Origin of the sequence: Bacillus basilensis, assembly GCF_050630465.1 — a bacterium.
GTDB lineage: Bacteria > Bacillota > Bacilli > Bacillales > Bacillaceae_G > Bacillus_A > Bacillus_A basilensis.
On the sequence record NZ_JBNTQO010000023.1, the window covers coordinates 35150 to 50887 of the forward strand.

14 protein-coding genes and 1 pseudogene are annotated in these 15738 nt (G+C 33.3%); 11 read left to right on the top strand and 4 right to left on the bottom strand.

Features of this window, described 5'->3' with window-relative positions:
• Positions 1-284: 284 nt before the first annotated feature.
• Positions 285-950: a helix-turn-helix domain-containing protein gene (locus ACQVV1_RS26615; protein WP_431169758.1), complete on the bottom strand. Its 666-nt coding sequence runs from the start codon at positions 948-950 to the stop codon at positions 285-287.
• A gap of 243 nt (positions 951-1193) precedes the next feature.
• Between ACQVV1_RS26615 and ACQVV1_RS26620 the strand changes: the two genes are divergently transcribed.
• The 3 genes from ACQVV1_RS26620 (at position 1194) to ACQVV1_RS26630 (ending at position 3421) form a co-directional block, all read left to right on the top strand.
• Complete coding sequence (locus ACQVV1_RS26620; RefSeq protein ID WP_431169760.1) at positions 1194-1991, top strand: hypothetical protein; 798 nt, start codon at positions 1194-1196, stop codon at positions 1989-1991.
• Between the two features lie 131 nt (positions 1992-2122).
• Positions 2123-2761, top strand: coding sequence for a hypothetical protein (locus ACQVV1_RS26625; RefSeq protein ID WP_431169761.1), 639 nt, complete (start codon positions 2123-2125; stop codon positions 2759-2761).
• A gap of 54 nt (positions 2762-2815) precedes the next feature.
• Positions 2816-3421, top strand: coding sequence for a hypothetical protein (locus ACQVV1_RS26630; protein WP_431169762.1), 606 nt, complete (start codon positions 2816-2818; stop codon positions 3419-3421).
• A 108-nt stretch (positions 3422-3529) separates the two neighbouring features.
• On the opposite strand, the gene ACQVV1_RS26635 is transcribed toward ACQVV1_RS26630, so the two are convergent.
• The gene (locus ACQVV1_RS26635; protein ID WP_431169763.1) at positions 3530-4468 is read right to left on the bottom strand and encodes a tyrosine-type recombinase/integrase; all 939 of its coding nucleotides are present in this window, start codon (positions 4466-4468) and stop codon (positions 3530-3532) included.
• Positions 4469-5524: 1056 nt separating this feature from the next.
• Complete coding sequence (locus ACQVV1_RS26640) at positions 5525-6529, bottom strand: Replicase RepFR55 (protein WP_431169764.1); 1005 nt, start codon at positions 6527-6529, stop codon at positions 5525-5527.
• Between the two features lie 490 nt (positions 6530-7019).
• On the opposite strand from ACQVV1_RS26640, the gene ACQVV1_RS26645 reads away from it, so the two are divergent.
• Both ACQVV1_RS26645 and ACQVV1_RS26650 read left to right on the top strand, forming a co-directional pair.
• Positions 7020-8174, top strand: coding sequence for an AimR family lysis-lysogeny pheromone receptor (locus ACQVV1_RS26645; protein ID WP_431169765.1), 1155 nt, complete (start codon positions 7020-7022; stop codon positions 8172-8174).
• A 23-nt stretch (positions 8175-8197) separates the two neighbouring features.
• Positions 8198-8362, top strand: coding sequence for a hypothetical protein (locus tag ACQVV1_RS26650; RefSeq protein WP_180231943.1), 165 nt, complete (start codon positions 8198-8200; stop codon positions 8360-8362).
• Positions 8363-8655: 293 nt separating this feature from the next.
• Here ACQVV1_RS26650 and ACQVV1_RS26655 read toward each other — a convergent pair whose 3' ends face one another.
• Positions 8656-9039: a helix-turn-helix domain-containing protein gene (locus ACQVV1_RS26655; RefSeq protein ID WP_023523901.1), complete on the bottom strand. Its 384-nt coding sequence runs from the start codon at positions 9037-9039 to the stop codon at positions 8656-8658.
• 136 nt (positions 9040-9175) lie between these two features.
• Between ACQVV1_RS26655 and ACQVV1_RS26660 the strand changes: the two genes are divergently transcribed.
• The 6 genes and pseudogenes from ACQVV1_RS26660 to ACQVV1_RS26685 all read left to right on the top strand — a co-directional run bounded on the left by ACQVV1_RS26660 (position 9176) and on the right by ACQVV1_RS26685 (position 15735).
• Positions 9176-9409: a helix-turn-helix domain-containing protein gene (locus ACQVV1_RS26660; protein WP_016126096.1), complete on the top strand. Its 234-nt coding sequence runs from the start codon at positions 9176-9178 to the stop codon at positions 9407-9409.
• A 181-nt stretch (positions 9410-9590) separates the two neighbouring features.
• Entirely contained in the window at positions 9591-12131 is a 2541-nt protein-coding gene (locus ACQVV1_RS26665; RefSeq protein WP_431169766.1) for a SpaA isopeptide-forming pilin-related protein, read from the top strand.
• Between the two features lie 34 nt (positions 12132-12165).
• Complete coding sequence (locus ACQVV1_RS26670) at positions 12166-12351, top strand: hypothetical protein (RefSeq protein WP_097825708.1); 186 nt, start codon at positions 12166-12168, stop codon at positions 12349-12351.
• Positions 12352-12428: 77 nt separating this feature from the next.
• Positions 12429-12611, top strand: a pseudogene (locus tag ACQVV1_RS26675) (hypothetical protein).
• A gap of 59 nt (positions 12612-12670) precedes the next feature.
• A complete protein-coding gene (locus tag ACQVV1_RS26680) occupies positions 12671-12877 on the top strand; it encodes a hypothetical protein (protein ID WP_431169767.1) in 207 nt (68 codons plus the stop codon).
• 32 nt (positions 12878-12909) lie between these two features.
• Positions 12910-15735 (top strand): ATP-binding protein, encoded by a 2826-nt coding sequence (locus ACQVV1_RS26685; RefSeq protein ID WP_431169768.1) that lies wholly within the window; start codon positions 12910-12912, stop codon positions 15733-15735.
• The last annotated feature ends 3 nt before the right edge of the window (positions 15736-15738 follow it).

Here is a 15738-nt window from a genome sequence, read left to right on the forward strand (position 1 = left end):
ATAGGCTATGTATAGTAAAAATAAAAAGATAAATATATCTAGTGTTAAAAAAACGTATAAAATTATTTTGATTTTTTTAGATGCATCATTTTTAATCATATAGATAATGAATAGAATTGTGATTGATTGAAATAAAATGGTGAAAAGTAAAAAGCTAATAGAAAATACTATAACGTTTGGTGCAAATCCGGTATTTGCAATAAGTAAAGTACTAATTATGTTAAGAATAAATGTAGTTATTATAAAAGTATATTTATAGATGTTTTTAATTTTGATCACCTACTTTAATTTTTTGTTTGATAATATAGTTGTTTATTTTTATGGTTATATATAAGTATTTTGTTATTGTTTTCGTCTACAATGTAAACATCTTTTTCTTGCCAATCTATCCCGTGAGCTATATCTTTTTCGATTGAAAATAAAACGTCTTTATTTCTAAAAGGAATTGAATTTCGATGAGCATGAATGTTTAATTCATGATCCTTTGTTTCAATGCTATAATCTCCCGAATAATTGGAGAAGAAAGGTGTTAATTTACTATAAATATATAGAATTTCTCTTTTATCGCTTTTTTGATAAAAGTGGGAATTAATAACCTTTAGATCTGTTGTTTTTATGTCCTTTGGTATAAGTAAAAAGGCAATGAGACAATAAAATATAACAACAATAGTGATTAAAGAATACATGTAGAGAGAAACTATTAATAAATATCTTTTATAATTGCTTTGCTTTATTATCTGATTTTGCAAATTTGAATCCTCCTTTAATAAAGAATCAATTGAAACATTAAATAGGTTGCTTAAGGCTAATAAATTGGTTAGATCGGGAAGGCTTTTTCCTAGTTCCCATTTCGATATAACTTGTCTTGAAATAAATAATTGGCTGGCTACATCTTCTTGTGTCATGTTATTTATTAATCTTAAATGCTTTATTTTTTTTCCAATGTCCATATATGTACCTCCTTTAATTACTTTAATTATTCTAATGTTAAATAGTAAGAAACGCATCGTAGCGTTATAAAAAAGGCATGCAACGATGTGTTGCAGACCTTTTTATTATGTTTTAGTTTCTTACTGTTTAAGATGGTACTAAGGAATTTTGTTAAAATAGTGTTTAAAATAGGGAGATGATTAAATATATTTTAGTTTAATTATTATTTTATTTATATATTAAATTTAAAAGGGGTTTTTGGATTGTTTGAAAAAGAATTACTTGAGTTTTGTAAGAATGGTATGAGTGTTTTTTTTATGTTTGAAGCTGTTAGGAAAAGAATATATAGCTTTGCTATAGTGCAGATTTGTTTGTTTCTAACTTTTTTAATATTATGTATGATATTTAAAGAAGTTTTTGATTTTATTTTTATGATTTATGTTTTTTTAATGGAGTTAAGTATTACATCTTTGTTTTTTATCCATATGTATGTTAAAAGATATATTTTAAAGGAGTATAAAATTAAATTTGAAGGTAATAAATGGTATAACTTTAAATATTTACTTTTAAAGAAATTTTTATATAATAAAAAGATTTTAAGTAAATCTAATAAAAATAAGACTAAAAATGTACAAGCATTAGATTTCTATATTGAGAGATTTGAAAAGTATCTTGAGAGAAAAAAAGAGAAAAAGTTATCAACTATTTTTAAATCCTCTAGTACTATACTTATAGCTTTTTCAGTTCCTCTTTGGACAGCATTTAATAATTGGATGTATCAACAGAATGGTTTTCATTTAGGTCAAGCTACAGCTTATTTTGTGTCTGTATTTATTATTTTAGTTTTTTTCTTTTTATTTTGGGTCCTTATTCGCTATTACTTTACTTTCTTTCATTTAGATGAACAAAAGATTATTAATGTTATTGAAATGTTATATGGTATTAAGTTTTCTTTGAATAACAATAAGTATTTAGAACCATTTGTAAATGAGGATATAGATAAACTTATAATTGAGATTCTTGATAAATACGAGTTGAAAAGCCGAATGAAAAATGAATAATTAATTTATATGAAATGGAGAATCTAGTAATAGGTATGCTGAAGACTAGCTTAGAAAGATAAGTTATTTTTATAGTATTAATTCGAAAATTTGAGGAGTTGGCGAAAAATTAAACGAAAGTAGTGGTAGTTATGGGGAAACAAATAAATGGATTAATAAAGAAAAAAGAACGTGTATGGAAGAATATTTGTTTGCTAATTGCTTTGGTTGTTGTAGGAATAATAATATCTGTGTTCTTTGGGAATGCAGATTTAAAAAGTTTATTAAGTGGTGTTGTAGGTAGCCTTGTGGGTGGCGTGGTTGCATATCTTATAGCCCTTGATACTGTTATAAATACTGCTAAAATTGATAAAGCAGAAAAAATTCCCGATAAGATAGATAAAATGAGATCTATCTTAGTCAAACTTAATGTAGTTTTGTTGCAATTTGATATTTATGTGAGGTCTTCACTGGCGTATAAGGTAAATAAACGTAGTGGAGAAAGTATTGCAAATAGTTTAATAAACTTATCTGATTCCATTCGAAGTATCGGTATTCAAGTAAATAAAGATGTTGATAGTAAAGTAATAGAATTTTTAGATGGGGCAATAAGAAATAATTATTTTCATTTTATTTCTATACCAAGTTCTCCTGAAGGTGAAGAAGAACTATTAACAGAGGAAGAGTTTGCTTATTTGTTCAACTTAGATAAAGATTTAAGGGAACTTATCACGTATTTAGAAGAAATTTTAAAGGAGTATGAAGAAGAATATCGGATTAATAATATATAAAAAGAAAGAATTTATTTTAAATTATATTTCATTAGTAGGATTGTAGGTGAGAAAGTGAATGCTTGGTTAATTGCTCTTATTATTTATTTGTTGTTTGCTTTAATTACGTTTTTTCCAACTCTTATAGCAATATTAAAGAAAGTTCAACTGCATCCTGGGGGAGATTCTTTTGATACATCAATTCATTTTTCAGACGAAGCGAAAAATTTATTGACTCAACATTATTCTAGGATAAATGGAACTTTGATATTTTGGAAAAATCAGGCTGAAAAATATAGGCATTTTCATTATTATTGTTTATGTTGGACAATACCATCATCAATTGTTATACCAATATTGACGCAATATATATCAGATGATATGTATGCAAAAATATTATTAACAGTCATTTCTAGTCATACGGCAATATTATTAGCTTTTCACAGGGGATTTAAAGTTGATAAAAATTTTAATGCTTTTAGAAGTGGAGAATCTGAATTCTATGATGTTTATAGAAGAATGCTAGATAGACCTTATACTTTTGGTCCATCAGAAGAGGAACAGCTAAATTCTTATTTTGAAAAAGTGGAAATGATAAGGAAAAATGTTCGAAAAGCCGAAACTGATAATTTACCTACCGTTGAAGATGGAAAAACACCACATAGTAATGTTCATAAATAAAAGAGTCCTAAAAATTAGGACTCTTTTATTTATTGTGTAATTTATATGTTTGATGCAGGTAGTTTTGAGTTTTTAGCATCAAAATCTGTTAAGAGGTTTTGTACTTTTTTATTTGTTATTTTGTTGATTTTTATTCCAAAATTCAACATATCTATGTAGGGCCTCAACGCTTTTTAAACCTAAAAATACTTTGATTTCAATGGGCTTCATGCCACTCTGTAGTGCATTTAATATAAAACGGTTACGTAGTATTGTAGGTGTTATATGGATTTCAGCGCGTTTTGCTTCTTTTTGTAACATGCGTTGTACAGCGATTCGAGTTAAAGCGGCGGGTTGATCTTTTTCATAGTCCCATCGGAATGTTTGCGGGGCAAAATCAAACGCCACAAAAAAGGGATCGCCCGTTTGTGGGCGTGGTCTTAGAAGATTAGGAATCTTGTTGTAATAAGATAAGGCAAGTTTTACATGCTCTTTTGAAAGGGTAATAGATCGTTTGTGGGCGTGTAGCCCTCCTGGGGTAATCGTATTTGTCCCAAAGTGTACATCATGCATAGAAAGCGTGAATATGTCCTGGATGGATAGTCCGTAATCTAACATGAAATGAATCAATAAAAGATTACGTTCTAGAATAAATTTTCTTCCTGTTGCTTGGTAGTCGGTTAATCTTTTATAACTAAGCATGACGCGGAATAGTTTTTTTATTTCTTGATCCGATGCAAAGTGTTTAGAAGTTAGTCCAGGTGGGGAGACATCACTTTTTAAATCCTGGGCCACACCATGAAATTGTAAAAAGTTAATCAGAATGCCTCGCACACGCTTGATGTTAGAAATTGACGCTCCACGTTCCTTTTTAAGAGCTTTTAAGTATTCGTCTAATACATTTGTATCGAAAGAACGAAAAAACGATTCTGGGGGCGATTTGACGCGTTTCTGAATCCATGATGTAAAAAGTGTGAGATCGTAGCGGTATTGTTTAACGGTGGAAGATTTACGGCCATGTTTTAACAGATCAGAAAGGAAAACATCAACAGAAAGTTCCCAAGTCATGTTTATATACTCCTTTGTCCTAAAAATTGTGTACCGCAATTATATACGAAAATCATACAAACAAGCAATAGGGGATTCTAGTTCGATGTGTTTTCTTTGGGGCTTGTGGGATTCCAGGGCCAGGACATTGCGGGGCTATGCGGAGACATATGGACGTGGCTAGACAGGGCGTGGAATTGCGATATAGGTGGATATATAGATGTGCAGGAATGAGTGGAAGGCGAATGATAGGCCGATGTTGAATGAGGACGATATGCGAGGAATGGGAATGGCCGCCGCCCCGCCTACGTAGTTTTTTTAAAATCTGCCTGGCAACGGAATCAGATTCATAGCTGAATCAAGATACCTTTACCAGGAGAGCTTCAAGGTAAATCTAAGTTTCCAAATATTCCGCGGAACCTAGCTCTATCAATGAGTTTAAGATAAGAATAAGTTCAGAATAACTTAAGTATGTTGTCGCAACTAATTCTGTAGATTTATCTCATATTATTCTGAATTAATTCTGAGGTTATTCTCTTTACAGAAATGCTCCTAATGAACAGAAATGATTGTTTGTTTTTAAAGCACTGTACTATATATTTATGGTGAAAATCACGAATATTAGTATTTATACTGTCTACAGATATTCGGTGTTCCGTAGATTTGTATATTAAATGACAAGAAGAGTTCTATTTTGGTATTTAGTTTAATCTGGGGGTTTATGTTTAAAAATCTAGAAAAATATAGTTCCCAATATGGGATACTTTTTATAATAAATCTTGTTTAAAAAAAAATTAAAATGATTAAATATATTAGGATTTATTTTTGCTCAATAAGCCCTACTCTCACAAGGGATTAGAAAATTCTTCTTATTTAATTACTGATTTAAGAGCAGGTTCAATTCGAGTATAAATTCATAGTGGATTTGTTGTGAAGAACGTCCTTAATTTACGAAAATATAATAGGTTGATAATATGTTTAATCTATTAAAATAAAGAATGGCATGACAAAAAGCCTTGTTAGGGGAGATTTTTTTGAACAAGGCTATAAAACAATTATTTTTTTGAAAAAAGAGATTTAGGCGTTCGGATCAATTATTTTTTTGAATAAATCCATTGATGGTATGAGACTCTTCATTGGTTTTCCAAATGCCATATTTGTTGTGCGTTCTTTTGCTTGTTGCTCTCTACGCTTTCTGTTTGCAGTTAATTGTTTTGTATATGTTGTTATGAAATGTGCAGGTGTACTTACTTGCGATTTGTTTACTTCAAACAGCTGTACACAGTCCTCAAAAGTTTTTCTTGCTTCCCAATCTACGCATGGCGGCATACGTAATGCGATTGTATAAGCATCTTTTTCAGTAATATTTGTATCTTTACTTATGATATACATATACAGTTTCTTTTGATCTTCGCTCATAAACTCATCCATTTCGCGGAAGCGTAGTTCTAACTTTTCACCCGAATCAGGGGCATTCATTGGCTGTTTTTCTTCTACTTCTTCAATTGTAGGAGCAACAGAATCCAATATATCTATTCCCTTGCATGTAGGCACAGTTGGTTTTTCGGCTTGTTCTGTAGATTTCTCCTGTTTTTTACTAAGTCTTTTAGATAGAAACTTTGTAAATGTAGAAAAAATATCAATTGAAAACGCCCATTTTTGCTTAAAATATTCAATGATTTTCAAATAATTGGTATTGAGGCTTAATATGTAAATAGATGGTGCAATCTTACCATGACGTCTTGTTTTGATTTGATGGCATACTTCAAGGTCCTCTAACCAATTCAGAATAAAGTTGATGATCGGCACAGAAATACCCGATTTTTCACTGATTTGATTTTGTCTCATTTGAGAGTAGCCTTCTTGTACTAGGTAAGATAAAACAACCTCTAATGCCTTATAGCGGCGTGGTGTTTGTATGAAGAAATTTTTAGTGGTTTTACCTTCTGTATCTAAAAGAATTGTATCGATAGCCTTAATTACTTTTTGTACTGTTTTATTGATAGCACCTTGAGGAACATGAACCAGGTGTGGGCTTAATTCACGTTTTGCTGTACTTAGCAAAAAGTTATTTAGTAGCACAAAAAAACCTCCTATTTTTCCACCACAAATAAACAGGAAAAACAGAGGTTTTATATTCACAATAGATATACGTTATGGTATAATTTTAGTATCAAGTTTGATACTAAAGAAAAACACATATACCTATAGTGTGAATTAAAGCCCCTATCTCTTGGAGTTTTTAATTGGATTCTAGTTTGGCGACCGGGAACCAATTAAAAACAATGCGGTGGGGTTTTATTTTTTTTATTTATATCCAGCTTACTTTCTGGAAAATTAATGATACGAGTAAGTTATTTTTATTTTACAATTCTATTTGAATAATATCAACACTATAAGTTCATATTTGACTATAAAATATGAATTTAAATGTCTAAACATGTCTATATCTAAAATTTTTGGAATATTACGAAATCAATTGAGAAAAACAGAGGTTCGCCCAATATGGTATAATTTTCTTACTTACATGTAAATTTCTGAATATTCTTAAAGCGAGAAGAGGTGACAATATATGAAGAAGTTATCTAAGGAAATCGACAATTATTTATCATCTAAAAATAAGACGTATACAGATTTAGCAAAAGAAATTGGAGTTGCCAAATCTACAGTTTCAAACTGGATTAATAAAGATAAAGAGTTATCTGTATATACTTTTTCTAAAATTACAAATGTGGTTTTTACAAACGATAAAGATAAACAGGAACAGAAAATTATAGAGTATTTAAAGACTTTAGATGATAGGTTAAATATTAATTTAAAAGTAGCGTTTGCATTGGCTCATTTAAACGATCATTCTACACTAATGGAACAGATTTATGAGATGTGTAAAGAAAACAATGATCTTGAAATGAAACGATTAGCAAATGTTTTTAATTTATATATTGAGCGTTTAAATGGAAAGAATGTTAGAGAAGTGTATTTAAATATTGAAAAGGCACGAGCTAAAAATAATAAGAAGAATTACGATATAGAAATTTTTTGTGACATACTTAGTATGTTGATTTTATGTGATTTGGGCGATTTTGGATTAATGGAAGGTTATAAAATTAGGATTGAGGATAATATTAGGTTTGTGACTAATGTTTACTTGAAACAATTATATGGATTTTGGGTAAAAGAACTTTGGAGTTATGCAGTATTAAGGAAAGATAAAAATTTAGAGTTTGAGAGAGAAAATAGACAACTAAGAACATCTAAGGATTTGAACTTTTTCCCTGTTATGGAGGCTTTGTTGAATATTAGAAGTGGGGAAAATGTTATGTTTTCCGATTACAAAAAAGCTTTATATTTCTTCCAAGAAGCATTGTATGTATTAAATGGTGCGAAAAGTAGTTTGAAATACAACATTGCATTAAATGATATTAATTTCATTAGGATAGTTTGGTGGAAAGATTTAGACAAAATTGATTTTGAAAAACTTCATCTTGCAGAATATGCATTATACTTGATTAAATTAGGGGAATTCCAACAAGCAATATACATATTGGAGCAAATAAGGCTGAAAAATGGTGAACTAACACCACTTCAAACATGTTATATGGGTATGGCTAAAAAAGATGTACAGTTAATAAAAAAGTCTATTGATATGTTCAAAGCGAATAACGATTTTTTATATGTAAAATTTGCAGAAGGAATATACAATGAATATGCAGAAAGTATAATATGAGATTAAGGGGAGGAGAGAACCAAGTGAAAAAGTTATATGCGTTGATGGTAGTTACTTTCCTGTTATTACCCATAGCAAATAGTTCACCAAGTAAAGTGGATGCGAAACAATATTACGCTAAAGTAGAAAACTTAGAAAATCAAAAACAATTTTATAGAATGATGGTCGATCCAGGTGGTGGAGGCTGATTCTTAATTTAAAATTTAATTTATATTTTTCAAAAGACATCGTTTAAGCGGTGTCTTTTGTGATTTTATAAACAGTTTTACAAATTCCTGGATAGGATTTTGTGAAACTATTGTATGTTTTTTCACAATGTAATACTAAAAGCGGAGGGTTAGTTATGGGGACAAAAGGATTAGGTGTAAATGAGTTGATTGAAATTGTAAAAGAAATAGACTTACAAACTTTTAGTGAAATTATAGAATTATGCGCAAGCTATGAAAATGAAGAATAAGAGAGTCTCATTATTGAGGCTCTCTTATTCTTTTTGTTCAACTTCCATTTTTAATTTAGTCGCGTATTTCAATAATTCTCTCTCGATTTGGGGCTTATATTCATCTGGTACACTCATGTATTTTTCGTGAAGAAGTCGTGCTAAACGCTCAACAGGATCTTCACCTTTTACTGTTTTTAATATTTCGGCATCTGGAATTTCACTTTGTAACAGTGATGCAGTGTTTACTCCTAGATAGCTTGCGATTTCTTCTAATTTATTGAGGCGAGGCTTCTTTTCACCAGTTATCCAACTAGAAACGGTTCTGTAAGTTGTTCCTAAATCTTTCGCCATTTGTTTGCGATCTACACCTTTTATAGCTATTAATTTCTTTATGTTTTTCCCTAAAACATTCTCTGTAATTTCCATTTTATATCACTCCATTTTTAGATGTTTAACAAAATAAGAAAAAATATCACTTAAAGTGATAAAAATATGAACTTTAAGTGTTGACTTTCGGCTTAATGCCAAATACAATGTAATTAAGGGAAGGGAGGGTGAAAAAATGCTAGCGTCAGAACACAAAACCATTGTACGAGAATATAGGGAATCCAAAGGTTTAAGTATTAAGGAAGTTTCTAAAGGCGCTAAAATTCCAATCGGCACATTATATGATGTTGAAATTGGGAGAAGGAGTCTCAAAGATAATAAAGCTAAAAAAATAGCAGATTTCCTTGAAGTTCCGATCGAGAAACTTTTCAGACCAACATATTATCGTGCAATACCCATCACAGATTGAATTAACCTCATGTTATTAATTACATCTATTTTGTTCATATTCCTACTAAGTGTATTGTAAATGAAATTCGGCTAAAAGACGAAATAATTATGACTAAAGTATATTGTTCTATATTTAGAAAGATAAAATTCTAAATATTCTGTCCTTTGAAAACTGAATAATCCTAAAGGAGCTGTAAAAAATGGTTTTGAAACGATCGTATCAAACACTACTACTCTTTACGAGTGTACTTTTATTCATTATGAGCTTCTTGATTCCACTGAATCCAGCCAGTGCGGAGGTAATCAATCGAGAAATGTATCAGATGGATTGGACCTATAGTCCGCAGTATGGGAAAGATGTTCGTACAGAGCTTCTAAAGAACGCTAGTGGTCAAATTGCGTATTGTCTGGTATACGGTTTAAAATCCCCAAATGGAGAGGATTTACCCGAAGCGGGCAAAACAGATGATGTATCCTATCGTGTCTTAATGAATGGGTACCCACAGAAAACACCAGAAAATTTAGGAGTTTCCAATTGGAAAGAAGCCCATTACGCAACCCAATTAGCTCTTTGGAATGCACTTGGCCAGATTTCTGTTGATGAATTACAGTTCAAAAATGCGGCTGTTCAAAAAGCGGCAAAGAACATCATTCATGCGGCAAATCAAAGCCAGGATACACAAGATGTCTGGATGAATGTTATTCCAACAGATAAACAAGAAGCACAATTAAACGGTGAATATTTCGAAACAACAACATATAACATTCAAACAAATGCGAAAAAAGGTACATTTCAAGTACAAATGAACAATGCGCCACAAGGCACACGTATTGTCACAGAACAAGGTGAAGTGAAAGAAACATTCCAACTAGGAGAAAAGTTCCGTATTCAAGTACCAAAATCCTCTAAGAGTAGTGAACTATCTCTAAAAGTCGTTTCAAATCTAACGAATGTTCATGCAATCGTATATAAAGGAACAAGTACGATTCAAGATGCAACTGTATTATTAGAGCGCAGTACAGAACAAGTAAGCACAGACTTACAAGTATTCTGGAAAGCAAATGGCGCCTTAAAAGTGATGAAAGTGGATGAAAGCAAAAAGCCACTACCAGGCGCAGTATTTGAAATCGCAAACAGCAATCAACAAGTTATGGGAACGATTACAGCTGACAAAAACGGTATCGCTGAAATGGGTAATTTAGAACTTGGCACATACACTGTAAAAGAAGTGAAAGCGCCTATTGGATATGTGCTAGATGCTACGCCAAAGCCTTTTGAAGTGAAAACAGGTGAAGTTGCTGTTGTTGAAATGAAAAATGTACAAATCAAAGGCAATATTGAAATTAAAAAAGTAAGTGATACAGGCAAGATTCTCCCAGGTGTTGAATTTACAGTATTTACGCCAGAAGGAAAGGAAATTACAAAAGTAACTACAAATCAAGAAGGGATTGCGAAAGTAAATTCTCTTCCGTTTGGAAAGTATTACTTCCAGGAAACGAAAGGATTAGAAGGTTACTTATTAAATCAAACAAAGTATCCATTTGAAGTAAAAGAGCATAATCAAACACTTACATTCGAAGTGAAAAACGATCAAGTAAAAGGAAATGTACAGCTTGTAAAAGTAGATGAAGATGGAAAAACAAAATTAGAAGGTGCAGTTTTTATCCTAGCTGATGAAAAAGGCAAGAAAATCAGTGAGCATAAGACAGACAAAAACGGGTTAATCAAAATTGATAATATCCCATTTGGAAAGTACCAATTCATTGAAAAAACATCACCAGCGGGCTATGTGCTGGTAAAAGACCCGATTCCGTTTAGCATCACTGAAAACGGAAAAACAATTGAGCTAGTTGTAAAGAATACAAAGATTAAAGGCTCAATTGAAATTACAAAAGTAGACATAGCCGATGGAAATAACAAGCTACCAGGCGCAGAGTTTACAATCTATAACGAGCAAGGCCAGGAAGCCGTGAAGGGAAAAACAAACGAACAAGGCATTGCAAAGTTTGAGAAACTTCCAGCAGGAAAGTACACATACAAAGAAACACTTGCACCACAAGGTTATGTGTCACATGAAGAAACATTCTCCTTTGAAATTAAAACAGATGGTGAAGTTATTAAACACACCGTAAAAAACAAAAAGATTGAAGGTAGCTTAGAAATTACAAAAGTAGATGTAGCCGATGGAAACAATAAGTTACCAGGTGCAGAGTTTACAATCTATAATGAGCAAGGCCAGGAAGTCGTGAAAGGAAAAACAAACGAACAAGGCATTGCAAAGTTTGAGAAATTACCAGCTGGTAAATACACATATAAAGAGACATTCGCACCAGAGGGATATTTAATCAATGAAGAAACATTCTCTTTTGAAATTAAAACAGATGGTGAGATTATCAAACATGTTGTAGCAGATCAGAAAAAAGAAGTTCCACCAACACCAGAAACGCCACAACCAGAGAAACCGGAACAACCACAGCCAGAACAACCAAAACCACAACCAGAGAAACCACAACCACCACAGGTCATTGAAAAACCTGTACCAACACCAGAGAAACCACAAAATATTGTAAAACAACCACAACCGATGAAAGAACAACCTAAGAAAGTAGAAAGTCATTTACCAACAACAGGCGGCAAGGCTGAAAATCCATATTGGAAATGGATTGGTGCTACATTTGTCGTTCTTGGTAGCATCCTAGCTGTTTACGCATTTAGAAAACGTAAGAATCAAGAAGTTTAAAAAACTCTCAACTGATAAGGGAGGGCGGGATCAAATGTGCATATTTGATGTACATTATCAAATCAATGATAGGAAATATACGAAATCATATTTACTTGCATTGGTGGAAGATGGGTTTCAGTTGCGAAAAAATATCCAACATGTTCTGATCAAAGAGCACCAACAAGAAATTACGATCCTTTCTACAGATTTAGAAGAATTAGATTTAGTAGCTTCATAATGAATGAAACCTCTTAGATGTACAAAATATTTCTATTTAGCGATATATAAAGATAAAACAATACAGGAGGATTTCTTATGAAACCAATTAAGCATATGCGAAGTAAACGCGGTTTTTATATCGGTTGAGTTCCTCATATAACACATACACCTTCAACAAATAAGCGTACAGAAGAATGGGCGGGAAGAATGGGAAAAAGCATGATTTTCTCTTCTCTCTTGGTCACGCTAGACCCTTACAAAAAAGCGCGCAAATCATAATATTCATAGGAGGACATTCTTTCACTGAATATCCTCCCCACTTAAAAGGAGGAAGCAAGATGGGAAAACAAGCGTATCAAAATCGTCAAGAATGCTGGGAAACGTTCTGGAAAGAACAAGTAAAACAAGAACTCTTCAACTATAAAACACTCTTAGATCAAATTAACAAACCTCAAAACGGGATCATGCAACCTCAAATCTTGATTCAACTAGCCGCTGAAGAACGAACACAAAAGCATCGTGAAAAACTAGTAGCCCTTGCATAAGGCCATTTCAAGGATAGAAAGGAAGTGAAGAAGTGGCGCACAGCAAGCTCGACAAAGAAATTGAAAACTTTATAGAAAAGAACTGGAAAATGCTTTTAGGTATAGGGGCTGTCGCATTTGTCTGGTTTTCTAAAGAAAAAATCCTCACAGAATTGATGAAGCTGGTGCCAACTGTAGTCGGTGTGTTTCGTGGGTTTGCCTTATTGATCCTGTTAGGAATTGTCATACGAATTGTCTTACATGGCATCTATTTATACCTAGAAAAGAAGCGGTATCGATACATATTATTCATTCCGCACATAGATGATGAAGTCACACCAGATAAACTAGGGCAAATGATTCGGCATGTACATGGTTCGGGCCGAAAACCTTTAGAACGCCTGTTAAAAGGGCGCGATTGGTACCGCATGACGATGTATCGTCCAGAGGGAGAAAACGAGCGTGTTCGCTTTTATGTAGGTGGTCCAGAAGATAAAATCAAACAGGTTGTGCAAGCCATACAAAGCGCCTATACCCACAGTGAAATTTATACCGTCCCAAAGGAAGAAATGCCATTTCCAACAAGGAAAGCGGTAGGAGGACGGATGGTATTAAAGAGAAAGCGGCTAGATGCCACGTTATCACTAGCACGCTATACACGTGATGTATTACCGATGTTAGGAAGTGCAATCGAAGAAAAGACATGGGTTGATGTTGCTTTTACACCAGATAACGGGTCTCAGCTGACAAAAGGGATTCGAAAAGCAGAAAAGGCCATTCGAAAGAAGAAAAAGCATGGGCTAGATGCCTTTGAAAAAGAAGAAATTCGCGCATTAAATAAGCGGTTTGCCAAAAATGAAGTCGCATTTCAAGTATCTGTTTCATTCGCAAGTGACTATTATCCTGGTGTACCTGTTATCAAGAACTTAGGACATATGGTGGCAAGTATTATGGCTGATGTGAATGAGCTGAGATATAGACGGTTTAGACGCAGTATGCCAGCTGTACCACATCCCGTATACGGAAAAATGATCTGGACGGGATCAGAGCTGTTAAACTTGTTCCATCTTCCGAATGTAACGGGTGATAAAAACAGCAAGACAGAGCGAAACATCTTGTATCTAGATAAAGGTGAAAACATGATACCAGATGATTTATTGTCCGAAGGCATTTCAATTGGTCATGTAATGCATCCCTATATTAGGGACCGATTAGTAAAAATTCAAGAAGATTTCTTCAAAAATCATGGCTACATTACAGGGAAAGTTGGGTCTGGTAAAAGTACCATTGCCATGAGATTGATGCAAAGTGTTATTGATAAGTGGCTAGAAAATCCGAATGAAGCGGGCGGATTGTCTCTATTTGATCCGACGGAAGATTTGGCATATGTAGCAATGAATCGACTCTTAAAAGCGGAAAAGGATGGGAAACAGGTTGATTGGAGTAAGGTTCATTTTATCCGTTTTCGAAATACAGATCACCCGCCAGCTTTGAATTTGTTTCATCGTTTTCCAAATGAAGATATCCAAACAGTGGTTGAATCCATTATGGAAATGATTAAGTTAATGATTCAAGGGCAAGCACAACAAACAGAACGATTACTAAGAGCGATTATTGGGACGTTACTTTGTGATAAGAGTCAAATTCATACGATTTTAAGTATCCCACTCTTCATAAGTGATGAACTATTTCGAGCAAACGTAATAGCCAATTTACAAGGGCCAGAACAAAAATATTACTCTCACTTTTGGAAATATGAAGTGGGAAGCGCGTTAGAAGACAGCACACAAGCGATTTTAAACCGATTAGATATCTTCCGTAATACGTTGTATTTAAAGCGTATGTACGGGCAAACAGGCTTTTCCTTAGAAATTCGAAAGTGGATGAATGAAGGACACCTTATCTTTTACGATTTAGCGGGAATGGGAAAAGAAGATACATTGCTTACAGTCGGTTACATTTGTAATCAATATCACCGCATCGCCCAACAGCGGCCGCATGGTTCCAAACTACATTTAGGAGTTATAGATGAAGCACATGACGTGCCAGTACCCGTTCTTCCGAAAATCATTGCGAAGGATCGGAAGCATGGATTTGGATTATGGGTGATTACCCAGCAAGTTTCGGGACAGCTAGACAGAGAGTTAACAGACATGTTAACAGAGGCGGGCGGAAATTACTTTGTATGTAGGCAAGGTCATAATTCCGCGAAAACGCTAGAGGGCATTATGCAAAAGCAATTCCGTACAGAGTATTTACAAAACCTTCCTAACTTAGTTGTAGCGATTCAAACGCAAGATTATATCAGAGGTGAAGCAAAAAATGTGTGGTGTACCATACGTGTTCCACCATTAGACCGCTATCTACCAAATGGGAAAGCGGCCAATTACAAAAACGAAAAAGAAATTCATGCATCAAATGAATGGACCAGAGCAAAGATTCATTCTTTAGAGCAACAAAATGGGAAAGCAGGATTAGAAATCGACAAGGAAATTGATGAGTTCCTATACGGAAAAGGCAAGTATCAACAAGCCGAAAAAGTCAATTTAACGAAAGAAGAACCTGTTGTGACATCGGGGCTAGATGAATTAGAAGAAAAAGTACCTTCCAATGAAGAAGTGAAAGAACCTGTTTCCGAAACAAAGCCAGTTGAACCCACACATCAAGCGCAAATTATCCCATTTCGAAAACAAGCTACCGAAGCGGTAAAGGTGAAAGAAGAAAAACAAGAAGTGAAACCGCCAGAAACACAAACAAAAGAATCAGAAATAGAACTTCCAGAAGAAACGCCGATCATTGAACCATTAAAAAGTGAGGATGAAATGGAAGCAGTTATGAAAGGAGAAAAAAGCATTTTCGATATGTGGGAAAAGGAGTAGAGA